This is a genomic window from Streptomyces sp. NPDC088812 (assembly GCF_044750285.1).
In the GTDB taxonomy this organism is placed as follows: Bacteria; Actinomycetota; Actinomycetes; order Streptomycetales; family Streptomycetaceae; genus Streptomyces.
In genome coordinates this window covers 86,092-109,983 of record NZ_JBIVJP010000006.1, presented here as the reverse complement: position 1 = coordinate 109,983, position 23,892 = coordinate 86,092, and the positions used below count along the sequence as shown (strand labels likewise).

The 23,892-nt window shown below is 72.2% G+C and carries 21 protein-coding genes; 10 read left to right on the top strand and 11 right to left on the bottom strand.

What is annotated here, in order from left to right:
* Nucleotides 1-14: 14 nt before the first annotated feature.
* Nucleotides 15-314 carry a hypothetical protein gene (locus ACIP67_RS12725; RefSeq protein WP_401691180.1) on the bottom strand — a complete coding sequence of 100 codons (300 nt, stop codon included), beginning with the start codon at nucleotides 312-314 and terminating at the stop codon, nucleotides 15-17.
* A gap of 391 nt (nucleotides 315-705) precedes the next feature.
* Between ACIP67_RS12725 and ACIP67_RS12720 the strand changes: the two genes are divergently transcribed.
* Nucleotides 706-1,743, top strand: coding sequence for a chitinase (locus tag ACIP67_RS12720; protein WP_401691178.1), 1,038 nt, complete (start codon nucleotides 706-708; stop codon nucleotides 1,741-1,743).
* A 131-nt stretch (nucleotides 1,744-1,874) separates the two neighbouring features.
* Here ACIP67_RS12720 and ACIP67_RS12715 read toward each other — a convergent pair whose 3' ends face one another.
* From ACIP67_RS12715 to ACIP67_RS12705, 3 genes are all read right to left on the bottom strand, one after another.
* Nucleotides 1,875-2,480, bottom strand: coding sequence for a hypothetical protein (locus ACIP67_RS12715; protein ID WP_401691176.1), 606 nt, complete (start codon nucleotides 2,478-2,480; stop codon nucleotides 1,875-1,877).
* A 7-nt stretch (nucleotides 2,481-2,487) separates the two neighbouring features.
* A complete protein-coding gene (gene mqnC / locus ACIP67_RS12710; protein WP_401691175.1) occupies nucleotides 2,488-3,687 on the bottom strand; it encodes a cyclic dehypoxanthinyl futalosine synthase in 1,200 nt (399 codons plus the stop codon).
* A 72-nt stretch (nucleotides 3,688-3,759) separates the two neighbouring features.
* A complete protein-coding gene (locus ACIP67_RS12705) occupies nucleotides 3,760-4,629 on the bottom strand; it encodes a prepilin peptidase (RefSeq protein WP_401691173.1) in 870 nt (289 codons plus the stop codon).
* A 547-nt stretch (nucleotides 4,630-5,176) separates the two neighbouring features.
* Here ACIP67_RS12705 and ACIP67_RS12700 point away from each other — a divergent pair.
* A complete protein-coding gene (locus ACIP67_RS12700; protein WP_401691171.1) occupies nucleotides 5,177-6,493 on the top strand; it encodes a ricin-type beta-trefoil lectin domain protein in 1,317 nt (438 codons plus the stop codon).
* A 90-nt stretch (nucleotides 6,494-6,583) separates the two neighbouring features.
* The gene (locus tag ACIP67_RS12695) at nucleotides 6,584-7,798 is read left to right on the top strand and encodes a beta-1,3-glucanase family protein (protein ID WP_401691169.1); all 1,215 of its coding nucleotides are present in this window, start codon (nucleotides 6,584-6,586) and stop codon (nucleotides 7,796-7,798) included.
* Between the two features lie 80 nt (nucleotides 7,799-7,878).
* Here ACIP67_RS12695 and ACIP67_RS12690 read toward each other — a convergent pair whose 3' ends face one another.
* Nucleotides 7,879-9,642, bottom strand: a complete 1,764-nt coding sequence (locus tag ACIP67_RS12690; protein ID WP_401691167.1) for a serine/threonine-protein kinase — start codon at nucleotides 9,640-9,642, stop codon at nucleotides 7,879-7,881.
* Nucleotides 9,643-9,776: 134 nt separating this feature from the next.
* The gene (locus tag ACIP67_RS12685; RefSeq protein WP_401691165.1) at nucleotides 9,777-10,625 is read right to left on the bottom strand and encodes a menaquinone biosynthetic enzyme MqnA/MqnD family protein; all 849 of its coding nucleotides are present in this window, start codon (nucleotides 10,623-10,625) and stop codon (nucleotides 9,777-9,779) included.
* Between the two features lie 288 nt (nucleotides 10,626-10,913).
* On the opposite strand from ACIP67_RS12685, the gene ACIP67_RS12680 reads away from it, so the two are divergent.
* Complete coding sequence (locus ACIP67_RS12680; RefSeq protein WP_003974443.1) at nucleotides 10,914-11,117, top strand: cold-shock protein; 204 nt, start codon at nucleotides 10,914-10,916, stop codon at nucleotides 11,115-11,117.
* A 217-nt stretch (nucleotides 11,118-11,334) separates the two neighbouring features.
* On the opposite strand, the gene ACIP67_RS12675 is transcribed toward ACIP67_RS12680, so the two are convergent.
* Nucleotides 11,335-11,898 (bottom strand): helix-turn-helix domain-containing protein, encoded by a 564-nt coding sequence (locus ACIP67_RS12675; protein ID WP_401691163.1) that lies wholly within the window; start codon nucleotides 11,896-11,898, stop codon nucleotides 11,335-11,337.
* 77 nt (nucleotides 11,899-11,975) lie between these two features.
* Here ACIP67_RS12675 and ACIP67_RS12670 point away from each other — a divergent pair, with 77 nt between their 5' ends.
* Nucleotides 11,976-12,659, top strand: coding sequence for an AzlC family ABC transporter permease (locus ACIP67_RS12670; RefSeq protein WP_401691161.1), 684 nt, complete (start codon nucleotides 11,976-11,978; stop codon nucleotides 12,657-12,659).
* On the top strand, nucleotides 12,656-12,973 hold the full coding sequence (locus ACIP67_RS12665; protein WP_401691159.1) for an AzlD domain-containing protein: 318 nt from the start codon (nucleotides 12,656-12,658) through the stop codon (nucleotides 12,971-12,973). Before ACIP67_RS12670 ends, ACIP67_RS12665 begins: the two co-directional genes overlap by 4 nt.
* 98 nt (nucleotides 12,974-13,071) lie before the next feature.
* Here the strand turns inward: ACIP67_RS12665 and ACIP67_RS12660 are convergent, their stop codons facing one another.
* Both ACIP67_RS12660 and ACIP67_RS12655 read right to left on the bottom strand, forming a co-directional pair.
* Complete coding sequence (locus ACIP67_RS12660; protein ID WP_401691157.1) at nucleotides 13,072-14,349, bottom strand: MFS transporter; 1,278 nt, start codon at nucleotides 14,347-14,349, stop codon at nucleotides 13,072-13,074.
* A gap of 777 nt (nucleotides 14,350-15,126) precedes the next feature.
* A complete protein-coding gene (locus ACIP67_RS12655; RefSeq protein WP_401691155.1) occupies nucleotides 15,127-17,850 on the bottom strand; it encodes a family 78 glycoside hydrolase catalytic domain in 2,724 nt (907 codons plus the stop codon).
* A gap of 182 nt (nucleotides 17,851-18,032) precedes the next feature.
* Between ACIP67_RS12655 and ACIP67_RS12650 the strand changes: the two genes are divergently transcribed.
* The 4 genes from ACIP67_RS12650 to efeU all read left to right on the top strand — a co-directional run bounded on the left by ACIP67_RS12650 (nucleotide 18,033) and on the right by efeU (nucleotide 22,426).
* Complete coding sequence (locus ACIP67_RS12650; protein WP_401691154.1) at nucleotides 18,033-18,737, top strand: class I SAM-dependent DNA methyltransferase; 705 nt, start codon at nucleotides 18,033-18,035, stop codon at nucleotides 18,735-18,737.
* A 198-nt stretch (nucleotides 18,738-18,935) separates the two neighbouring features.
* The gene (efeO, locus tag ACIP67_RS12645) at nucleotides 18,936-20,072 is read left to right on the top strand and encodes an iron uptake system protein EfeO (protein WP_401691152.1); all 1,137 of its coding nucleotides are present in this window, start codon (nucleotides 18,936-18,938) and stop codon (nucleotides 20,070-20,072) included.
* 40 nt (nucleotides 20,073-20,112) lie between these two features.
* Complete coding sequence (gene efeB / locus ACIP67_RS12640) at nucleotides 20,113-21,546, top strand: iron uptake transporter deferrochelatase/peroxidase subunit (RefSeq protein ID WP_401691150.1); 1,434 nt, start codon at nucleotides 20,113-20,115, stop codon at nucleotides 21,544-21,546.
* A 4-nt stretch (nucleotides 21,547-21,550) separates the two neighbouring features.
* A complete protein-coding gene (efeU, locus tag ACIP67_RS12635; protein ID WP_401691148.1) occupies nucleotides 21,551-22,426 on the top strand; it encodes an iron uptake transporter permease EfeU in 876 nt (291 codons plus the stop codon).
* 5 nt (nucleotides 22,427-22,431) lie between these two features.
* Here the strand turns inward: efeU and ACIP67_RS12630 are convergent, their stop codons facing one another.
* On the bottom strand, nucleotides 22,432-23,283 hold the full coding sequence (locus tag ACIP67_RS12630; RefSeq protein ID WP_401691146.1) for a hypothetical protein: 852 nt from the start codon (nucleotides 23,281-23,283) through the stop codon (nucleotides 22,432-22,434).
* Nucleotides 23,284-23,434: 151 nt separating this feature from the next.
* A complete protein-coding gene (locus ACIP67_RS12625) occupies nucleotides 23,435-23,878 on the bottom strand; it encodes an ATP-binding protein (RefSeq protein ID WP_401691145.1) in 444 nt (147 codons plus the stop codon).
* Nucleotides 23,879-23,892 lie beyond the last annotated feature (14 nt).

Below are 23,892 nucleotides of genomic sequence, written 5' to 3'. Positions count from 1 at the left end.
GGTCGGTGTGGGCGTCAGTTGGCGGTCGCCGAGGCGGACGGGGACGGTGAGGCGGTGCCCGAGGGCGGGGTGCTGCCGGGCAGGCCGACCTGGTTGCCCACGCCGCCGTCCGGGCGGATGCCGGCGGGTCCCTGGCCGCCCTCGGCGCCCTGCCCGTTCCCGCCGAACGGCAGCAGCGAGGACGGGGTCAGCGAGGTGCCCCAGCCCATGAACGCGGCGCCGAGAACGCCCGCGTAGGCGAGACAGCCGACGCTGATGAGGAGGCCGATCCGGCGCAGCAACTTCGACCTGCGTCCGGAGTTGTCGACGAACACGGGCCCTTCCGCGGAGTCGCTGCCGCGTTTGCGACGGCGACCGCGAGCGGCCGCACGGCTTTCGATACCAGGCTCGGAATGCATTCCTCAGAGATTAGGGAGCGTTTATGTGATCCAAACTCTGTACTTCATGTGAGGCAGCCATGAGGAACGGCCGAACCTGTCTCTTGCCTGAGAGTCCCACCGGCCCCCCGCGCGGCCCACCTACCAGAAGGGAGGACCATTTGCCCCTTTTAGGTGGAAAATGAACCATCTTTGGGCCCTTATGTCCACCGGCTGTCGATGTCCTGAGGAGCCCCGCGCGTGCCGCCCGCATGTGAGACATTTCCACTTCGGCAACACACTTTGTTTCCATCCTGAGACAGAAATCACGAGAGCGGGTGCATGCGCAATGAGGAGTCTCCTGAAGCCGGCGGCCGGGCTCACTTGCTTGTTTGCCCTGGCCACGGCGGGATGCTCCGCGGGATCCGACGACTCGTCGGACGCAGCACCCGCGACGCCCGAACAATCCGCGACGGCCTCCCCGTCCGAGAGCGCCACGGCGTCCTCGGGCACCACCTACGCCCCCTATGTGAGCGCCACCACGTCCTACGACACCGACGCGACGGGCTCGCCCACGACCTACAACCTGGCGTTCGTCATCTCGGACAGCAGCAGCTGTACGCCCGAGTGGAACGGCACGCACGCGATCGACGACACGACCGTGGCGTCCCGCATAGCGAAGCTCACGGAGTCGGGCGCCTCCGTCCGCGTCTCCTTCGGCGGGGCCTCCGGCGACGAGCTGGCCGCGACCTGTGACAGCGTGTCGGAACTGGCGGAGGCGTACGGCGCGGCCCTCGACGCGGCCGGTTCCACGAAGGCCGACTTCGACATCGAGGGCGACGACCTGACCGACTCGGCGTCGGTCGCCCTGCGTTCGCAGGCGATCGCCCAACTCCAGGCGGACCGCCCGGATCTGGAGGTCTCCTTCACGGTCCCGGTGATGCCGTCCGGACTGGACTCCGACACCCTCGCGCTGCTGACGTCGGCGAACAAGTACGACGTCCAGGTCTCCACCATCAACCTGATGACGATGAACTACGGCTCGTCGTACACCGGGGACATGGGCGAGTACGCGATCACCTCGGCCACGGCCGCGCACACCCAGCTGAAGGACATGTTCGGCACGTCGGACGAGGCGGCCTGGAAGGGCATGGCGCTCACCTCGATGATCGGCGTGAACGACGTCGACAACGAGACGTTCACGCTCGCCGACGCCGCCGAGGTGCGGACGTTCGCCGAGGAGAACGGCATCTCCTGGGTGTCGATGTGGGTGACCTTCCGCGACACGCAGTGCGAGGACGGCGCCTCCACGACGGACGCGCTGACCACGTGCAGCGGGGTCGAGCAGGAGGACGGGGCGTTCGCCAAGGCCTTCGCGGGCGAGTAGGCGAGCCGGGACCGGCCGTCTCGTGTACCGCCCCGCTCAGCGCCGGCGGTCTCGTGTGCCGCCCCGCTCAGCGCCGGCCGTCTCGTGTGCCGCCCCGCTCAGAGCGTCGGCCGTCTCGTGTACCGCCCCGCTCAGCGCCGGCGGTACACGAGGCGGCCCTCCAGGACGGTGGCCACGCAGGTCGCGGCGCCGCGTTCGACGAGGGCGGCCTCGTCCGGCACGTCGAAGACGGCGAACCGGGCGGCGGAACCGCTCTCCCTGGGGGGCGCGAACTCCCCCGGCCGCCCGCCCGCGTACGGGTCGAGCGAGGGTGCCCCGGGGGGCCGCCCCGTCCGGTCCACCATCCCGAGGCCGGAGCGGCGCACGGCGTCCCGTACGGCCCGGTTGCGGAAGCTCTCGCAGGCCGCGGCGACCGTGCCGTGCGCCAGCATGCGCTGCACCCCGCGCCGCGCGCTCGCGCCCCAGCGGGCGTCGTCCATGGCCAGCGCGGTGAGCGCGTCCCCGGTCAGCGGCTCGGTGCCGAGCTCGTCGGCCTCCCGCGGATCGGGGTGGTACGTCTCCTCCAGCAGCTCGGTGCCGTAGGGGTTGACCAGCCCGGGGGTGAGGATGCCGGGCCACCGGCGCACCCGGGCCCGCGGGCGGTCGGCGAGGAGCTTCTCCAGCGGGCCCGCCTCGGCGATCCGGGTGCCGTCGACGGCGAACGCCCAGCCCCTGGAGTCCGCGTGGATCGTGAGCATCGGACGGCTAGTTGGAGGCGAGGAGCTTCAGCTCGGGGTGCGCCGTACCGCCCTCGATCGCGGTCGACGAGATGTGGGAGACGACGCGCTCGTCGACGGGGTCGTTCGCCGGGTCGTCGTGGACGACGAGGTGCTCGTACGTCGTGGAGCGCTGCGCCGGGACGCGGCCCGCCTTCCTGATCAGGTCGATGATCTCCAGGCGGTTGGAGCGGTGCTTGGCGCCGGCCGAGGAGACGACGTTCTCCTCCAGCATGATCGAGCCGAGGTCGTCCGCGCCGTAGTGCAGGGACAGCTGGCCGACCTCCTTGCCCGTCGTCAGCCAGGAGCCCTGGATGTGGCGGACGTTGTCGAGGAAGAGGCGGGCGATGGAGATCATCCGCAGGTACTCGAAGAGGGTCGCCTGGGTACGGCCCTTCAGGTGGTTGTTCTCGGGCTGGTAGGTGTACGGGATGAAGGCCCGGAAGCCGCCCGTGCGGTCCTGCACGTCACGGATCATCCGCAGGTGCTCGATGCGCTCGGCGTTCGTCTCGCCCGTGCCCATGAGCATGGTGGAGGTGGACTCGACACCGAGGTTGTGGGCCGCCTCCATGATCTCGAGCCAGCGCTCGCCGGACTCCTTCAGCGGAGCGATCGCCTTGCGCGGGCGGGCCGGCAGCAGTTCGGCGCCGGCGCCGGCGAAGGAGTCCAGCCCGGCCTGGTGGATCCGGGTGATGGCCTCCTCGACCGACACCTTCGAGATCCGCGCCATGTGCTCGACCTCGCTCGCCCCCAGGCTGTGGATGACGAGCTGCGGGAACTCCTTCTTGATGGCGGAGAAGTGCTTCTCGTAGTACTCCACGCCGTAGTCGGGGTGGTGTCCGCCCTGGAACATGATCTGGGTGCCGCCCAGCTCGACCGTCTCCGCGCACCGGCGCAGGATGTCGTCGAGGTCGCGGGTCCAGCCCTTGTCCTTGTCCTTGGGGGCCGCGTAGAAGGCGCAGAACTTGCACGCCGTGACGCACACGTTGGTGTAGTTGATGTTCCGCTCGATGATGTACGTCGCGATGTGCTCGGTCCCGGCGTACAGGCGGCGGCGTACGGCGTCGGCGGCGGCGCCCAGCGCGTGCAGGGGCGCGTCGCGGTAGAGGTCGAGCGCCTCCTCTGGCGTGATCCGCCCGCCCCCGGCGGCACGGTCGAGGACGGACTGGAGGTCGGCCTTCTCGGTCACCGGAGCGTCCCTTTCGTCAAGGGTTGTGGACGGACCGAACCAGCCTACGCCAGCCCCTCGCACCACCGGACTTCAGGCCGCGTACGCACCGATCAGCAGCCCCGTGAACGCCCCCGCGATCAGGAACGGTCCGAACGGGATGGTCGTCCCGCGTCCCGCCCGGCCCGCGACGACGAGCGCGCCCCCGTACAGCGCGCCCAGCAGGAACCCGGCGAACGTGCCCAGCATGACCGCGGCCCAGCCGTACCAGCCGAGCACGGCGCCCGCGCCGAGCGCCAGCTTCACGTCGCCGAAGCCCATGCCGGCCGGGTTGATCAGGTGCAGCACGAGATAACCGGCGCCGAGCGCGAGCGACCCGAGCAGGGCCGTCGTCCAGTCCCCGGCGTGCTCGGGCAGCAGCGCGGCCACGCCGAGCAGGGCGAGGGCGGCCGCGGCGAGCGGGAGGGTGAGCGGGTCGGGCAGCCGCCGCACCCGCAGGTCGACGACCGCGAGCAGCACGCCGACGGGCGCGAGCAGCAGCCAGACGGCCAGCTCGGGCCGGAGACCCGTGGCGACGGCGGCGAGGGCGCAGACGAGGGCGGTGACGGTGGCGAGGACGGGGCCGCCCGGGCCGTACCGCGCGGCGGCGGGGACGCAGCGCGCGCAGCGGGCGGGACCGAGCCAGCCGCGGAGCGGGTGACCGTGCGGGCAGGTCCGGCGCCAGCCGGGGTCGGCGGCGTCCTCTGCCGGGGTCTGGCCACGGAGACGGGCATCAGCACCAGCACCAGCACCTGCACCGACACCGGTTCCGGTTCCGGTTCCGCTCGGGTCCGACTCCCCGTCCGGCTCCTCCAACGGCACGGAGAACCGGTAGGCGGCCCGCGGCAGCACCGTCCCCGCCACGGCTCCCCATACCGCCGCGACGACGATCAGCAGGGCGTCGACCGGCACGGTGCCGCTCATCCCGCGATCACGACTCCGTCGAAGCCGCGGGACTGCCCGCGCCGACCGCCGGACGCTGCTGGATCCTCACTCAACCGCTCCCCCACCCCTGGAAATCCCGCTGCCCGCGGACTGCCTGCCGGAGTCCCTGAACGTGCGGACACCCGAACCCGCCCCTCAGGTCTTCGTGGGTGAGCCGAGCGGTCGGCCCCGGCCCGGGCGGAGTGAGTGCCGAGCGCACGCACGCTATCAGCCCGCCGCACGTTCAAGGGGTGGGGCCGAGGCCGCGGCGCTCATGGCTTAAGCCGGGTTTAAAGGCTTCTTAAGCGCTCGCGCCCCCTTGCCCGCTGCCGACATAACCGCAGGTCAGATGGGCTTCTCATCACAACTCGGACAGTTGGCCCGAGCGTGCTCCGTGCGTAGCATCGGGGGCCTTCGGCGGTGCCGCCGCAGGCGAAGAGAGCGCTCTCACAGGTGTGTTCACCCACCGGTGTGTTCGGGGGAGGTGCCCGCAGGTACCGCCGACGCACTGCCCTGACATTCCCCACAGACAAGGTGTGTTCGGCCCATGGCTGCTCATCGCGCACACCGGTGGTCGCTCGGCGGACTGGTGTTCCTGGTCGTCGCCGCGCTCGTCACCGGGGTCCTCCTCACCGCCTCCGGACCGGGAACCTCCCGGGCGGACGCCGCCCAGACCGCCGTGACCTGGGCGGACGAGTTCGACGGTCCCGCGGGCGGCGCGCCCGACTCCGCCCGGTGGACCGTGGAGACGGGCGGTTCGGGCAACGGCAACAACGAGTTGCAGTACTACGCGGACAGCCGGGACAACGTCGCCCTCGACGGCGACGGGCACCTGGTGATCACCGCCCGCGAGAACGGCGACACGGGTTTGCAGTGCTGGTACGGAGCCTGCCGGTACACCTCGGCCCGGCTCAACACGGCCCGGACGTTCACCCAGGCCTACGGCCACTTCGAAGCCCGGATCAAGGTGCCCCGCGGGCAGGGCATGTGGCCCGCCTTCTGGATGCTGGGCGACGACCTCGGCAGCGTCGGATGGCCGAACAGCGGCGAGATCGACGTCATGGAGAACGTCGGCAAGGAGCCCGGCACCGTGTACGGAACGCTGCACGGCCCCGGCTACTCCGGCGCCGGCGGGATCAGCGCGTCCCGGACGCTCCCCGACGGCCAGGCGTTCGCCGACGCCTTCCACGTCTTCGCGGTCGACTGGAGCCCGTCGGAGATCACGTGGTCGGTGGACGGCACCGCGTACCGGACCCGCACCCCCGCGGACCTGGGCGGCAACACATGGGTCTACGACCACCCCTTCTTCCTGATCCTGAACCTCGCGGTCGGCGGCGACTGGCCCGGCAGCCCGGACGCGAGCACGTCCTTGCCTCAGACCATGCTCGTCGACTACATCCGGGTCACGGCCTCGGACGACACCGACGACACGGGCGACACGGGTGGGACGGGGGGCACGGGCGACACGGGGGACACGCCGGCGACGACCAGCGCGATCAAGGGTATCGGCGGCATGTGCGTGGACGTCGCGGGCGCGGCGACGGCCGACGGCACCCCCATCCAGTTGCACGACTGCACCCAGGCCGACGCCCAGAAGTGGACGTTCGGCGCGGACGGCACCGTACGGGCGCTCGGCAAGTGCCTGGACGTGCGGGACGGTTCCACCGCGGACGGCGCGCCCGTCGTGCTGAACACCTGCGCCGGCGCGGCCTCCCAGCGCTGGACGTTCACCGCGGCCCGGGACCTGACCAACGTCAAGGCCGACAAGTGCCTGGACGCCAAGGACAACTCGTCGGCCGACGGCACCCGGTTGCAGATCTGGACCTGTGCCGGCACCGCCAACCAGAAGTGGACCGTTGGCTGACCCCACCCGGAGGCACACCCCCGGCCCCGGAGGCAGCCCCCTAGGAACCCCCAGCGGCACCCCCTAGGAACACCCAGAGGAGCACCCCGTATGTCCCCCCGTCACCAGCGCAGCCTCACCCGTCGCAAGGTCCTCACCGCTCTCGGCGGTGTCGCCGTGGCGGCGCCCGCCGTCGCCGTCGTCGCACCGCACGCCCTGGCCGGCTCGGCGGCGGACAGCACCGCGGCCACCACGACGGACAGCGCCGCGGCGGACGCGCTCGCGCTGACCGTCGTCAACGACACGGGCTCGTTCGCCGACGGCTCGGTCCACGTCTACATCGTCGGCAACCAGGACGGACAACAGGTCCGGGTCACGCCGGAGGGCACCCCGGCCCCGATATCCCTCTCCGACAACGGCGCCGACGGCTTCACCGACTACGCCATCCCGCTCACCGGCAAGAAGACCACCCTGTCGCTGCCCCCCATGTCGGGCCGCATCTACGTGTCGCTCGGCGACAAGCTGAAGTTCAAAGCGGTCACCGACGGCAACGGCAACCCGGCCCTTCAGTACCCGGCCGGCTGGGTCGCCTCGGACCCCAACTACCCGGTGCTGCACGACTGCGCCGAGTTCACCCTCAACTCCGCGGGCATGTTCTGCAACACCACCATGGTGGACATGTTCAGCGTGCCGATGAACATCCGGCTGACCGGCGCCCAGGAGCAGGTCACCGGCGTGGTGCGCGAGGGCGGACGGGCCGCCGCGTTCGCCGCGGTCACGTCCGTCCCGGAGTTCGCGCCCCTGGTCGTCGACGACCTGCGCGTCATCGCCCCGGGCCACGGACTGGACGCGGGCCTCTTCGCCACGGACTACTTCACCCCCTACATCGACGAGGTGTGGAGCACCTACACCGGCAGGGACCTCACCGTCACCACCAACGCCGGCACCTTCACCGGCCGGGTCCGCGGCGAGCGGTTCGTCTTCGACGGCCCGGCCTCGGTCTCCTTCGCCAAGCCGTCGACGCGGGACGTCCTCTTCTGCGACGGCAACCTCGCCGCACCGAACGACGGCACCACCGGCCCCGTCGCCGCCGTGCTCGGCGCCGGCTTCAACCGCTCCACGCTGATCAGTCACCCCGCCCAGCCGGCCACCACCGCCGCCGACTTCTACCGCACCGACCTCACCAACCACTACTCCAAGGCCGTCCACGCGGCCATGGCGGACGGCAGGGCGTACGGCTTCGCCTTCGACGACGTCGCCGACTTCGCCTCGTACATCCAGGACACCGCGCCCACCGGGATCACGCTGACCCTGTCGGCGTTCTAGGACCTGCGGGCGGCCTCGGGGGCCTGCGTGCCTTCGTCCACGCCGACGTCGTGGCCCCGTACGTACCGGAGCCCGTCCTGCTAATCCACCCGCGCCATCCGGGCCACCGGCCGCCCCTCCGCATCGCTGTCCGAGGTGAACGTCAGGTCGTCGTCCGTCGGGGTCAGGTGGACGGTGTGGGGGTCGGGGTTGCAGCCGGCGTGGTTGGTGGTGGCGCCCTTCGCGGTGGCGACGACCTCCTTCGCCGTCACCTGCTTCAGGGTGAGGACGTCGACGCAGACCGCGCCCAGGACGTCGGTCTGGCGCAGCTCTCCCAGCTTCTGGCCGACGGCTGCCTGCTGGACCGTCACTCGGAAGGTACCCATGGGGAGTTGGCCGCCGAGGCCGGCGGCATCGCCCTCCCAGGTGCCGAGGTAGCTCGTCGGGAGGGCGGCGGTGGGCGAGGCGCTGCCCTCGCCGGCACCGTCACCGGCGCCGGGGAGCCCCGTGGCCGTGGGGGATGTCGAGGTGGGGGCGCCGTCGGCGTAGTCGTTCCCGCTGTCGGACGATCCCGGCAGCAGGTCGAGGACGAAGACCGAGCCCACCGTCACGGCGGCCAGCGCTCCCGCGACCGCCAGGGCGACGGTGCAGCTCAGCCGACGGCCGCGGCCGGCCTCGCCGGGGCCGGCGGTGGCCGCGAGGCTCACGGAGAGCTTGCCGGGCCGGTCACCGGTCCGCTCCCCGCCCTGGCGGGGTGCGGGCACCGCGTCCGCCGGGGTCGGCGTCTCGGGGAGCGGCAGCACGGGGGGCGGCATCACGGGGGGCGGCCCGAACTCGCCGACGGTGGCGGGCCTGTGCGGCTGCCCCACCGAGGGGCTGCTGAACCCCACCGGCCCGGAGACCGGACCCGGAGCCGGGGCCCACGCCGGTGCCGCGACCGCTCCGGCCGGGGCCCCCGCCCCGGTCCCCTCCAGGTTCAGCACCCGCACGGCGCTGCGCCCCACCTGTTCCACCACCGCCCCCGGCAGCCATCCGGCCGCCACCAGCCGGGCGGCGCCCTCCGGGGCCAGCCGCCGGGCGATCTCCTCGGGCGAAGGCCGTGCTTCCGGTCGCTTCGCCAGGCAGGCCTCGGCCACCTCCCGCAGCACACCGCCGAGTCCGTCGAGCTCCGGCTCCTCGTGGACGACCTTGTAGAGGAGGGCGGCGGAGGTGTCGCCGCGGAAGGGCGGCTCGCCGGTGGCCGCGTAGGCCAGGACCGCGCCGAGGGAGAAGACGTCGGCGGCGCCGGTGACGCCCTTGCCGAGGATCTGCTCGGGGGCCATGTATCCGGGCGAGCCGACGGAGACGCCGGTGGACGTCAGCGACGCCGTGCCGTCCGTGGCGCGCGCGATACCGAAGTCGATCAGGAGGGGGCCGTCGACGGTCAGCAGGACGTTGGACGGCTTGACGTCCCGGTGCACGAGTCCGAGTCCGTGGACGGTCGCCAGCGCCTCGGCCAGCCCCGCCCCCAGGACCCGTACGGTGTGCTCGGGCAGCGCTCCCCCGTCCGTGCCGGTGACGGCCGCCGCCAGTGAGGGGCCCGCCGCGTACGCCGTGGCGACCCAGGGCACGCCCGCCTCCGGGTCGGCGTCCAGCACCGGCGCGGTCCAGGCGCCCCCGACCCGGCGGGCGGCCTCGACCTCGCGCCGGAAGCGGGCGCGGAACTCCTCGTCGAGGGCGAGGTGCGGGTGCACGATCTTCACGGCGACCGTGCGGCCGCCGGCGCTGCGCCCCAGGTAGACGCGGCCCATCCCGCCGGAGCCGAGCCGGCCGAGCAGCCGGTAGGGCCCCACCTCGGTGGGTTCGTCGGCTCCGAGCGGCTGCATGGCGTCCCCTCTCCCCCGTAACGCCTCACTTCCCAGCAGGGTAGTGCCCGGGCCCGCCGGATCTCAGGGGCGGAACGGCGGCGCTTCGCGGGGAAGGTCTCGGGGGCGCAACGGCCGGCGCTTCGCGGGGAGTCTCAGGGCTGGAGCAGGTCCACCTTCACGTCCGCCGGGAAGCCGGTCGTGGGCCCGACGCGCCGGGCGAACTCGGTCACGGCCTCCAACTGCGGTCCGCCGAAGCGGAAGTCGAGCGTAGTGAAGTACTGCTCCAGGGTCCGCTCGTCGAAGGCCTCCCAGCGGGCGGCCTGTTCGGCGACCTTGCCGACCTCGTCCAGGGAGAGGTTGCGGGAGGCGAGGAAGGCCTCGTGGACCTGGCGGGTGATGTCCGGCTCGCGTTCGAGGTAGTCGCGGCGGGCGGCCCACACGGCGAAGACGAACGGCAGGCCGGTCCACTCCTTCCACAGCGCCCCGAGGTCGTGCACCTGGAGCCCGTACCGGGGGCCGTCCAGCAGGTTCGCCCGCAGCGCCGCGTCGCCGATGAGGACGGCCGCGTCCGCCTCCTGCATCATCAGGCTGAGGTCGGGCGGGCAGGTGTAGTAGTCGGGCCGGACGCCGTAGCGGTCGGAGAGCAGCAGCTGCGCGAGGCGCACGGAGGTGCGCGAGGTCGAGCCGAGCGCGACCCGGGCGCCGTCCAGCCGGTCCAGCGGGACCTGGGAGACGATCACGCAGGACATCACCGGGCCGTCGCAGCCGACGGCGATGTCGGGGAAGGCGACCAGGTCGTCGGCGTTCCTCAGGAACTCGACGAGGGTGACGGGGCCGATGTCCAGTTCTCCCGCGACCAGCCGCTCGCTGAGCTTCTCCGGGGTGTCCTTGGTCAGTTCGAAGTCGAGGAGCGTGCCGGTTCTCGCGAGCCCCCAGTACAGGGGCAGGCAGTTCAGGAACTGGATGTGGCCGACGCGCGGCCGGGTGCGAGAATTGTCCACATCGCGAGACTAGACCCCGTCCGGTACGCTCCGGACTCCGGCCCCCGGGTCAACCCCTTCACCGGATCTTCAAACATCCGAGTGACGTGATCTTGACCTCTATTGCTTTCGGCTGCCCGCGTGCTAGGCTCGCCGCAAGTTGCAGTTTGGTTTCCCTTGCAGTACAGAGCCTGCGGAGCATGTAACCGCGGGCTCTCGTCGTTTTCAGACGTATGCAGTTGTGCGGCACTTGCTTTCACGCTTGCAGGGTTCTGGAGCAGGGCAACCCTTTGGGCCCAAGGAGGGCTTATGGCTACCGGAACCGTGAAGTGGTTCAACGCCGAAAAGGGCTTTGGCTTCATCGCCCAGGAAGGCGGCGGCCCCGACGTCTTCGTCCACTACTCCGCGATCAACGCGCAGGGTTTCCGTTCCCTCGAGGAGAACCAGCAGGTCTCCTTCGACGTGACCCAGGGTCCGAAGGGCCCGCAGGCGGAGAACGTCACCCCCGTCTGATCGTCACACCCGTGAGATCGCAAGTCTGAGAGCAGTACCCAAGGAGCCCCGTGCCGTACGGCAACGGGGCTCCTGCCTTTCCCGGCCCCCCATGCCGGAATCCCTTCTTCCGGTTACCCGCGCCCCGTTCGCCGAGCCCCCCCGGACTCCCGCGCCCCGTTCTCCGAGCCCCCGGCTTTCTCCTTCCGGGTGAATTCTCGGCGAATTTCCGCACCTGTCACACGTGCTGCATGACGAGCACGAACGTCGTGCCCGGCACCAGCGCCTCGTACGAGTGCGGCACATCGCCCCGGTACGTCATGTAGTCGCCGGGTTCCAGCTCCACCGTCTCCCCGGCCGGCCCCGCCTTCACCCGTCCGGTGCTCACGATCAGGTGCTCCACCGTGCCCGGGATGTGCGGTTCCGAGGTCCGTACGGCCCCCGGCTCGGCCCGCAGGTGGTAGAGGTCGCGCCGGGCGCCCGGCGGGCTGGCCGACAGCAGGGTCGCCGCGTACGGCGCCTGCTCCGAGGCGACCGTCGGGCCCTCCCCGGCCCGGATCACCTGGACGGCGGACACCGGTGGCTCGACCAGTGCGCTGAACGGCACCCCCAGCGCCACGCCCAGCGCCCAGATGGTCTCCATGCTCGGATTGCCGCCCGCCGCCTCCAGTTGGGACAGCGTGGACTTGGCGATGCCGGCCCGTTTGGCCAGCTCGGAGAGGGAGAGTCCGGCGCGGGTGCGCTCGCGCCGCAGGGAGGCGGCGATCCAGTCGAGGGGCAGGCGGGCGGGGACGTCGGACACGCCGTTCACTCCGTTCGCTCTGTCGGTACGATCGTTCGCCTTGACGAACGTCTGGGGGTCTGTTCATTGTAGAAAACATGCGTTCGCTCCTCCGAACTCACTCGTTCGGGTCATTGGTCCGGGACAGTTCCCTCGTCTGGGTGGCGAGCGGGGTCGTCGGTCTCTCGTTCGGCGCGCTCTCCGTCGCCGGGGGGCTGCCGGTCTGGGTGCCGGTGGTGATGTCGCTGGTGGTGTACGCGGGTTCGGCGCAGTTCAGCGCGGTCGGGGTGCTGCTGGCCGGGGGCGGCCCGTTCGCCGCCGTGGCCACCGGGCTGCTCCTCAACACCCGGGCGGTCGCGTTCAGCCTCGCCGTCGCCGACCTGCTCGGCCCCGGCCGGGCGGCACGCCTGCTGGGCGCGCACCTGGTGACGGACGAGACCGTGGCCTTCGCCCTGGCCCAGCCCGATCCGGCGCGCCGCCGCGCCGCCTTCTGGGTGTCCGGCCTCGGTCTGTTCGCCGTGTGGAACCTGGGCGTCCTGGCCGGGGCGCTCGTGGGCACCGCCCTCGGCGACACCGCCGTCTACGGCCTGGACGCCGCCTTCCCCGCCGTCCTGGTGGCCCTGGTCCTCCCGTCCCTCCGCGCGAGCCGCTTCCTGCGGCGCCCGGCGGCCCTCGGCGCCCTGATCGCCCTCGTGGCGACCCCCGTCGTCCCGGCCGGGGTGCCGGTGCTGCTGTCGCTCGCCGGGCTGTTCCTGTACGGCCGTGAGGGGGCCGCCGTATGAGTGCGTCGGCCGTCGCGGTGATCGTGGTGCTGGCGGTGGGGACGTACGCCTTCCGGCTGGTCGGGCCCGCCCTGCACGGGCGGGTCGAACTGCCCGCGCGGGTGCGGGAACTGCTGCCGGCGGGGGCCGTGGTGCTGCTGGTCGCGCTGCTGGCGACGGGCGCGCTGACCGAGGGCGGGGGCTTCGCCGGGTGGGCGCGGCCGGCCGGGGTGCTGGTGGGCGCCGTACTGGCGTGGAAGCGGGCGCCGTTCCCGGCGGTGGTGCTGGGGGCGGCGGTGGCGACGGCCGGGCTGCGGGCGCTGGGGGTCGCGTAGCGACCGTTCTCGGAGTGGCTTTGCCGGCGGGGGCGGCCGGAGGGTCCCGGACCGTCGGGTGGGCCGGTGGTCCCGCCGACGGCCGTCCCGTCAGAGGGTCATTTCACGCCCTTGATCGGCAGGACGAGCAGGGCGCCGAGCACGGCCGCGGCGGTGCCGGCCAGGAAGAGCGTGGTGAAGTTCTGCGGGTTCGACGCGGTCGCGCCGTAGGCGAGCAGGGTCGGCGCCACAGCGGGGACGATCGACGTCGGCAGCGAGTTCGCGAGGTTCATGATGCCGAGGTCCTTCGCGGGATTGTCCGGGTCCGGCAGCACGTCGAGGACGAGCGCGTAGTCGACGGCGAAGTAGACGCCCTGGCCGACGCCCATGACGGCCACGGCGACGAGGAACATCGGGAAGGTCGTGGCGGCCGCCGTGATGCCGAGGCCGGCCGCGAACACGATCGCCGACGCGATGACGAAGGGCTTGCGGCGGCCGGCCAGGTCCGAGACCTTCCCGAACAGCGGCGCGAACACGAGCGAGAGCCCCGTGGAGAGGAGCGACGCCACGAAGATCGAGGTACCGACCGTGGCGGGGTCGATGTGGTGCACCATGATCAGGTAGAACGCCTGGTACCCGTTGACGGCGCCCACGCCGAAGAAGATCATCAGGCGGCTGCACCAGGCCCAGCCGTACGCCGGGTGCTTGAGCGGGTTCACCCAGAACGTGCCGAGGAACTCGCGCCCCGAGAAGGCGGGGCGCTCCTCGCGGGTGAGGCGGCGATCACGTGCCGTCAGGGCGAGGGCGAGCACCGCGACCACCGCGACGCCGGCGGGCAGGTAGATCATCGCGGCGAGGTCCGGCTGTACGAGCTGCGCGAGGAACAGGCCGAGGACGGCGCCGATCGGCGCACCCAGTCCGAGCACGGCCGACGGCAGCCCTCTCTCCGCCGGAGGGAACTGGTCGGGCACGAGCGCGGTGCACGCGACGAGCGCCGAGACGCTGCCGAGCGTCGTGATGATGTACCCGGCGGTGAGCGTGGCCTTGTCGCCCGCGGCCACCGTGGCGACGGCACCGAGTGCGATCAGCACCGCACCCGCGAAGAGGTACGGCCGGCGCCGCCCCAGCCGCGACAGGGTGCGGTCGCTCAGCCGCCCCACCACGGGGAACCCGACGATGGAGAACACGCTGCCGATGCCGACGACGACGGACAGCACCGTGGTGGCGCCCTGCGCGTCGATCTCCGTGGCTTTGAGGGACAGGGTCAGGATGGTGTTCGAGAGCAGGACGCCGTAGACGGACGCGACGGCGGCGGCGAGCAGGAGGAGGAAACCCGGACGGGGCGTCGGAGCCTGCTCGGCGGACGTGCTGGGCACGGCCTGGACAGCGCGGGACATCGTGTTCTCCTTCGAACAGGTATCGCGTCGGCGTGTCGGGATCGAGGAGCCGGTTCGGTGCCGCGGTTCGGTGCGGACCTGGGCTCGATCGATGGCGAGGTGGACGACGGGGCGCGCGTTCTCGCGGGCGAGTCGTCCGGGTGGGGAAGGCGGTGCGGGGAAGGCGAGGTGGTCGTCGCCGTGGGAGGTACTCGGGAGGATGTGGTGCCCTCCGTCGCGGGCGCGCGGGGGTACGTCGCGCTGCCCTCGGGGCCCTGGGACGTTACCGGGACTCCGAGGTTCGAACTTTTTGTGGCAGCCCTCGTCGCCGTGACCGGACCACAGCGTCAGGAGCGGTCCGTCGGCCGCGACGTGAGAGGGGACCAGACGGGAGAAGGGACTATGTGTGAGGAGAGGACGTTCGGCGGGACCGGGCGCTCGTCGAGCGGCGTCGGTGAGGAGCGGCGGCCCGCCCCACGACGGGTCCGACTCCCCGACGAGTGCCCGGACGACTGCCCCGACGACTGCCCCGACGACTGCCCGGACGACTGCCCGGACGAGTGCCCGGACGACTGCCGGGGCGGCGAAGTGCGGTGCGTCGGCGGCCTCCGGGCGATCCGGGGCCGGCCGCGGCGTGTGCACCTCTCCGTCCGCGGGCGCGGGCTCCCCGGCCGGCGTCCGCTCCGGACCGCGGCCGTAAAGCGGCCGAGGGGACGTGCTCGTCGGATCCCGCTGCGGTCCCGCGGAGGAACGGGGCGCGTACGCGGACGCCGGCCGGACCCGGCGCGCTCTTCCCGGTCACCGCGGGCACGGTTGCGCTCCTTCGTCGACACGGTCCCAGGCGCGCTCGGTCGTTCCCGGTCCCAGCGGCACGGTCTCACCCGCGACGACGAGGGTGGCCTCGACGCCGAAGGGCACGGTCACCCGGACGGTCACGGTCTCCTCCGCGCGCCGCCAGTCCACCGCGATCTCGCCGTAGGGCGTGCCGACCGCGGCGTCGACGCGGGTCACGCCCGCATCGAGGTCCGGCTCGATGCGCACCCGGCGGTACCCGGGCGCCGTGGGGGTGATGCCGGCGACCCGGCGGAAGAGCCAGTCGTCCACGCAGCCGAACGCGTAGTGGTTGAAGGACATCGTGCGGATGGCGCCGTCGGGAGCGATCGCGTCCCAGGTCTCCCAGATCGTCGTCGCACCGTGGTCGACCTGGGAGAGCCAGGAGGGCGCCTCGCTCTGCCACAGCACGGCGCGGGCGAGATCGCGATGTCCGGTGTCCCACAGCGCGTCGAGGAGGTACGGCATGGAGAGGAAGCCCGTGTCGAGGCGGTTGCCGCGTTCGCGCACCAGCTCGGCGAGCCGGTCGCCCGCCGCCTCACGCAGGTCGTCCGGGATCATGTCGAGGCCCAGCGCGAGGGCGTACATGCCTTGCAGCCGCACGGGGAGTCCGCCGTCCGCGGAGACGTACTCCGCGGCGAACGCCTCCCGCACGCGTGCGGCGCGTTCGGCCAGTGCGGCCGCCTCCGGCCGGTCCAGGACCTCCGCCGTCCGCGACGCCAGGGTCAGGGTGTGCGCCTGGAACATCGGCGCGACCAGTTCGGAGGTGAGCGCCGGTGCGATGCCGATCGCCTCGTGCGTCGGCCGCCCTTCCATCGTGCTCGGCGTGAGCCAGTCCCCGAAGTGTTCACCCGTGTTGTACAGGAGTGCCTGCCGGGCACGCCGCTCGGGCGACAGGTCCCCGGCGACGAGAGCGGCGGGCAGTTCGTCGGCCGCGGTCCGTGTCTGGTAGCCGATCCAGGCGAGGACGGCGTCGGAGTTCTCCTCCAAGACCCGGATGTCGCCGTACCGCTCGTAGAGCGTCCACGGCACGATCGCGATCGCGTCGCTCCACCCGGCGGCGGCGACGATCCCGCCGAGGCCCGTCGCCTGCTCCGCCGCCTCGGCGTCGAAGGGGGAGTGGGGCGACGTGATGGTGACGCGTCCGTCGGCGCGCTGGTCGGAGCGCAGGTTGTCGAGCCAGCGCGAGACGAACGGTGCGACGAGCGCGATGTTCGCCGCCGCGGGTGCGAACACCTGGAGGTCGCCCGTCCATCCCGCGCGCTCGCGCTGCGGACAGTCGGTGGGTATGGAGAGGAAGTTGGCGCGCTGGCTCCACACGACGTTCTCGTGCAGGCGGTTCAGGCGGGCGTCGGAGGTCGAGAAGCGGCCGGTCTGCTCCAGGTCGCTCGAGAGGACGACGGCGACGACGTCCTCCGGGCGCAGCTCGTCGACGCCGCGGACCCGCGCGTACCGGAAGCCGTGGAAGGTGAACTCGGGTTCCCACTCCGCTTCCTCGCCGTCGGCGACGAAGACGTCGGTCTGTTCCTTGTTGATGCCCGCGATGTTGACGAACCAGGAGCCGTCGGAGTCCAGCGTCTCCGTGTGCTCGACGACGACGCGGCTGCCCGCCGGCAGTGCCGGCAGCGTCAGGCGCACGCGGCCGGCGATCACCTGGCCGAAGTCGGCGATCCACCCTTCCGGCGTGGCGCGGACGGTTCGCGCCGGGATCTCCTGGACGCGGCGGACGGGCTCGCCCCGGAACGGCACGAGGGCACGGGCGTCGGCGCCGCGTTGGATCACGGGCGTCCACGCCCTGTCGTCGAAGCCGGATTCCCTCCATCCGTCGGGGAGCGCGCGGGCGTCGTAGCACTCTCCGACGAAGAGGTCCGTGTACCGCCACGGCCCCGTGGTGCTGCGCACGTCGGCGGCGCCCGGACGGATGACGCGGGTGTGGCCGTCGGCGAACGCCGCGTGCAGCTCCCACGTCACGGAGGTGCGGTCGCCGAACTGCGCGCTCGAACCCGTGAGCCCGATGCGTCCCGCCCACCACCCGTCGGCGAGGGCGACCGCGAGCACGTTCTCACCGGCGGTCAGCTGCCGCGTGACGTCGTACGTCTGGACGCTGATGCGGTGTGCGTAGCTGTCGAAGCCCGGCGCCAGCACCTCGTCACCGACGCGCTCGCCGCCCAGCCAGGCGGTGTACACGCCCCGTGCCGTCATGTGCAGGCGGGCCCGGACGGGAACCTCGTCGAGGACGAATGCCTGGCGCAGCAGGTGCGCGGGACGCAGGCGCTCCTCCACCGGCTCCGTCGGGCCGCCGCCTCGGATCCAGTCGACGAGCGACCAGCGTTCGACGACGGCGGAGACCTGCACGGGCTCAACCCACGGAGCGCTCCACGCGTCCAGGTCGGGGGCCGTGCCGAAGGTCGAACCGCCCTGGAGCACGCTGTCCCGCGACCAGCTCTCGACCCGCCAGTCGAAGTCGGCGCCGGCCGCGAGCGGCGCGCCGGCGTACGCGACGAGCGACGTCTCGGAGCTGTCGACGCGACCGGAGTCCCACGTCACGGAGCCCGAGGCGTCCGTCACGACGAGGCGGTACGCGGTCTGCGCGTGGTCGGCGATCCACGAGAAGCGGGGGGAGACGGCACCCACCGCGAGGGGGCGGCGCAGGTACTCGACGCGCAGGTCCCGGCAGCTTCGCTGGATCATGGATGCTCCTTCGCTGCACCGGTCCGTCCCGGCGCTCCGCGAACATAGGTCACGAAAACCTAGCCCGCAAGGTTTTCGTCAAAGGTCGGTCGACGCCGTACATCCATGCCCCATACACCCTCCTCGGGGCATACCGCCGCTTCCCGCACGGGCGGCCCCCGCAGGCCCTAGCGTGTGCCGCCATGACCGACGACTTCCTCACCACGACCCGCGCCTTCTACGACACCGTCGCCGACGACTACGCCGACCACTTCCGCGACGTGCTGGCGGACAAGCCGCTGGACCGGGCCCTGCTCACCGCGTACGCCGAGATCGTCGGCCGGGGCGGCACAGTGGCCGACCTGGGGTGCGGCCCCGGCCGGGTGACCGGGTTCCTCGCGTCGCGGGGCCTCGCGGCCCACGGCGTCGACCTGTCGGAGTCGATGCTGGCGATCGCCCGCCGCGAGAACCCGGGCATCCGGTTCGAGCGGGGCTCCATGCTGGACCTGGCCGGGCACGCGGACGGCTCCCTGGACGGGGTGGTCTCCTGGTACTCCTCCATCCACGTCCCCACCGGCGAACTCCCCGCCCTCTTCGCCGGGTTCCACCGCGTGCTGACCCCGGGCGGCCACCTCCTGATCGCCTTCCAGGTCGGCGACGAGCCGCGGCACCTCGACCGGCCCTGGGGCCACCCGGTCGCCCTCGACTTCCTGCGCCGGCAGCCCGAGACCGTCGCCGGCCTGCTGGTGTCGGCCGGGTTCACCCTCCACACCCGGACGGTCAGCGAGAACGACTCCGACCTCAGCGCGAAGGTCCCGCAGGCCTACCTGATCGCCCGGAAGCCGCAGGACGACCGAGAGGGATGTGACGGGGGTCACCTCCACCCGGTCGACGGTCCGGCGCGTTGACCCTCGCTTGACCACTCCTTGGGGGCGATTTTTGGCCACCGACATCAAGCCATGACAGTGCGTTCTCCGTGAGAGACGAATCACGACTCCGGTAGGTATGACCGAGGTAATCCTCGGTTAAGTTAGGGCAGCCTCACCATGCCGGACGGGCCACCGTACGGCGTCCGCGCCGTTCTCCCCCGCTGCCCTGGAGCCCTGATGCGAGCCGTCCGCCTCTCCGTCGTCACCGCCGCCGCCACCGCGGCGGCCCTGGCCGCCGTCACGGGCTGCACCCAGAAGGCCGACGCCAAGGGCAGCGGCGTGATCCAGGTGACCGCCGCCGATTCCAAGTGCACGACCTCCACCCAGTCCGTTCCGGCCGGCCGGGTCACCCTCCAGATCCAGAACAAGGGCTCCAAGGCGACCGAGGTCGAGATCCTCTTCCCCGACGACCGGATCGTGTCGGAGAAGGAGAACATCGGCCCCGGCACCAAGTACACGCTGACCGCCGAGGTCAAGGCCGGCTCGTACGAGATCGCCTGTCGTCCGGGCATGAAGGGCGACGGCGTACGGCAGAAGCTGACCGTCACCGGTGGCACGGTCGCCCAGCGCGACCCCCAGCTGGACGCGGCCGTCGCCGCCTACCGCAAGTACGCGCAGGAGCAGGCCGACGCCACGCTGCCCGAGGTCGAGACCTTCGCCGCGGCGATCAAGGCCGGCGATCTGGCCGCCGCGAAGAAGGCGTACGCGCCCTCCCGCATCGGCTGGGAGCGCACCGAGCCGGTCGCCGAGTCCTTCGGCGACATCGATCCCAAGGTCGACACCCGCGCCGACGGCCTGGAGGAGGGCCAGGAGTGGACCGGCTGGCACCGGCTGGAGAAGGCCCTGTGGCAGGACAAGAAGATCGGCTCCGCCGAGAAGACCCTCGCCGACCAGCTGGTGACCGACCTGGAGGACTGGCAGAACCGGGTCGGCAAGGCCGAGATCACCCCGACCTCCATGGCCAACGGCGCCAAGGAGCTCCTCGACGAGGTCGCCACCGGCAAGGTCACCGGTGAGGAGGACCGCTACTCGCACACCGACCTGGTCGACTTCAAGGCCAACGTCGAGGGCGCGCAGAAGGCGTACGAGCTGCTCAAGCCCGTCGCCAAGAAGAACGACGCCGCGCTGACCACCGAGCTGGACAAGCAGTTCGCCGCGCTGACCGCCCTGCTCGACCGGTACCGCCCGAGCACGAGCTCGTACGACTTCACCTCCTACGACAAGGTCGGCGCGGACGACCGCAAGGAGCTGTCGGACGCGGTCAACGCGCTCGCCGAGCCGCTGTCCAAGCTGGCCGCCGCCGTCGTGAAGTAGCGGGGACGAGGCGAGCCGAGGAACGGAACGGACCGCGGTCATGACGGACAGCCAGGACGGGCAGAGCACCCAGGACAGCACAGGGTCCACGGACAGCCGGGACAGTCGGGACAGTCGGGACAGTCGGGACAGTCGGGACAGCGTGGGCGGCGAGGAGCCCCGGGACGGACAGGACGGCCGGACCGGTGCGGACGGGCCCGGAGCCGGGAGCCCGGCCGTCCCCGGTCCGGTACGGGCCGAGGCGCCCACCCGCCGCGCGCTCATCGGCTGGGGCGGTGCCGGGCTCGCGCTCGGTGCCGCCGCGGCCGGCGGCGCGGTGGCCCTGGCCCGCGCCGGTGACGACGGCGGCCCGGCCGACGCCGGCGGCGCGGTCGCCTTCCACGGCACGCACCAGGCGGGGATCGCCACCGCGGTGCAGGACCGGCTGCACTTCGCCGCGTTCGACGTGAAGACCGACGACCGCGCGGAGTTCGTGCGGTTGCTCAAGGACTGGACGGCGGCCGCGCGGCGGATGACGGCCGGCGAGGCGGTCGGTGACGGCGCCTACGGCGGGCTGGCCGAGGCGCCCCCGGACGACACCGGCGAGGCGCTGGGTCTCAGCCCGTCCCGGCTGACGCTGACCCTCGGCTTCGGTCCCTCCCTCTTCGAGCGGTTCGACCTTGCGGACCGGCGGCCCGCGGCCCTGGTCGACCTGCCCACGTTCCCCGGCGACAACCTGGACAAGTCCCGCACCGGCGGCGACCTGTGCGTCCAGGCCTGCGCCGACGACCCGCAGGTCGCCGTGCACGCCATCCGCAACCTGGCCCGCATCGGCTTCGGCAAGGTCGCCGTCCGCTGGTCCCAGCTCGGCTTCGGCAAAACCTCGTCGACGACCCCGGACGCCCAGACCCCCCGCAACCTGTTCGGGTTCAAGGACGGGACGCGCAACATCGCGGGGACCGAGACGGCCCGGCTGAGGAAGTACGTGTGGGTCGGCGACGGGGACGGCGGCGCGCACGACGGCTGGATGACGGGCGGCTCGTACCTGGTCGCCCGGCGCATCCGGATGAACATCGAGGTCTGGGACCGTACGTCGTTGCAGGAGCAGGAGGACGTCTTCGGCCGCGACAAGGGCGAGGGCGCACCGGTCGGCAAGGCCGGGGAGCACGACGCCCCGTTCCTGAAGGCGATGAAACCCGACGCGCACGTGCGGCTCGCCCACCCCGACTCCAACGACGGCATCACCATCCTGCGCCGGGGCTACTCCTTCACCGACGGCACCGACGGCCTCGGCCGGCTGGACGCCGGTCTGTTCTTCCTGGCCTACCAGCGCGACCCGCGCAAGGGCTTCATCCCGCTCCAGCGCCGGCTTTCGTCGTCCGACGCGCTCAACGAGTACATCCAGCACGTGGGTTCGGCGGTCTTCGCTGTTCCGCCCGGCGTTCGCGACGCGAGCGACTGGTGGGGGCGGACGCTGTTCTCCGAGGAGGCGTAGATCCGTGTTCTCCAACTACCTGATCGGTCTGCGGGAGGGGCTGGAGGCCAGCCTCGTCGTCTGCATCCTGGTCGCCTACCTGGTCAAGACCGGCCGCCGGGACGCCCTGCGGCCGATCTGGACGGGCATCGGCATCGCGATCGCCCTCGCCCTCGGCTTCGGCTGCGTCCTGGAGTACGGCTCCCAGGAGCTGACGTTCCAGGCGCAGGAGGCGCTCGGCGGCTCGCTGTCGATCGTCGCGGTGGGCCTGGTGACGTGGATGGTCTTCTGGATGCGGCGCACCGCCCGCCATCTGCGGACCGAGCTGCACGGCAAGCTGGACGCGGCCCTGGTGATGGGCACCGGCGCGCTGGTCGCGACCGCCTTCCTCGCGGTGGGCCGGGAGGGCCTGGAGACCGCGCTGTTCGTGTGGGCGTCGGTGCACGCGGCCGGTGACGGCACCCCGCGCCCGCTGATCGGCGTCGCCCTGGGCCTGGCCACCGCCGTCCTGCTGGGCTGGCTGTTCTACCGGGGCGCACTGAAGATCAACCTCTCGAAGTTCTTCACCTGGACCGGCGGCATGCTCGTCGTGGTCGCGGCGGGCGTGCTCGCGTACGGCGTCCACGACCTCCAGGAGGCCGACATCCTCCCCGGCCTGACCAGCCTGGCTTTCGACATCAGCGGCACGATCCCGCCGGACAGCTGGTACGGCACCCTGCTCAAGGGCGTCTTCAACTTCCAGCCCGACCCGACGGTCCTCCAGGCCACGGCCTGGCTCGTGTACCTGGTCCCGACGGCCGCGCTGTTCCTCGCCCCGGTCGGGTTCACCTCCGGGATGGGGAAGGCGCGGACGCCTGACGACGACCAGGCACCGCGGGCCTCGGAGGCTCCGCAGGCCTGAGGGCGCTACGGCAGCGGGCGCACCTGCCACCCCCACTTCAGCCCGCCGAAGATCTTGACGATCCCCCGGCCCGACGCGTCCTTGTCGCCGGTGTCCCGGGCGAGGAAGACCTCCGCCGTGAACTCGCTCTCCAGGGAGAAGTTCCCGTCGAGCGAGAACAGGGCCTCGTCGTGGAAGTTGCAGACCTGGGTGCCGTCGACCGAGGTCAGGCCGCCGTCCATGTAGAACGGGTTCGCCCGGTACTGGTTGTCGACCTCGCTCGGTCTGGTGTCGAAGCCGGTGGAGCGGACGACCTGGATCCACCGGATCGTGTCGTGGACGCCCGGGTCGCCGCGGCGGACGTCCGGGTCGTACACGACGTACACGCCGCCGCCGAAGGTCGTCCCCGGCTGCTCCGCCGTCGCCTCGGTGGCGGCGACGCTGTACGACTGGACCCTCAACTCCCCCGACCCGGGGAAGCCGCCCTGGTACCGGAACGCGTAGGAGTCGCCGAAGGCATCGGCCAGCGTCCGCTCGAACGCCAGGTCGGGATCGGCCGGGACGTCCTCGTAGACGGGGTCCGGCGCGTCGCCGTCCTGCCCGAACGGCAGGAGGCTGATCCGGTACCGGGTGCCGTTGAACGTGAAGTCCTGCGCGGCGACGTGCCCGCCGATCGTCCCCGTCGCCTTGCCGGGGTGCGGCGGCCAGCCGGTCTCCTGGCTCGGCCGGTAGTCGAGGACCAGGTGGCCGGGGGGACGGGGCGTGGCCGCCGCGGGCCGGGCGGCGGCGTTACCGGCGGCGATTCCCGACAGTCCGACGGCGGGCGCCGCGGCGAGCAGGGAACGCCGGGCCAGGTGTAAGCGGGCGGGAGAGCGCATGCGGGGAGACCTCCGGTCGGGAACGGGTGACGGGTGACGAGGGAGGTGGGGGGTGGGGCGGGTCCCGGAGGCCCGCCGTGCCATCCCAGCCGGTCGGACGTCGGGGCGCGGTAAATAAGCCTGGGATCAATGGAGTTGCTCGCTTCCGTAGTCAGGTGAGCGGCAGTTCCGCCCACACCGTCTTGCCGACCTCCCGCTCGGTGACGCCCCACGTCCGGGCCAGTACGGCGACCAGGACGAGCCCCCGGCCGCCCTCCGCCTCCTCGGAACCCGGCACGATCCGCAGTTTCCGGTCCGCCCGCGCGTCGCCCACCTCCACCCGCAGCACGCCCTCCGGGAGCAGCAGCAGCCGCAGCTCGAAGTCCCGGCCCGGCACCCGGCCGTGCGTGACGGCGTTGGCGGCCAGCTCCGCGACGACGTGCTGGGCGGTGTCGTTCGCCTCGCCGCCGTGCGGGTGGCCCCAGGCGTCGAGCTGCTGCGCGGTGAGCCGCCGGGCGAGGCGGGCCCCTCGGGGTGTGGAGCTGAGCCGCACGGTCAGTTCGCCGACCGGTTCACCGAGAGGGGTGGAGATCTGGGGGGAGATTCTGCTGTTCACCCGACCGAGCCTGG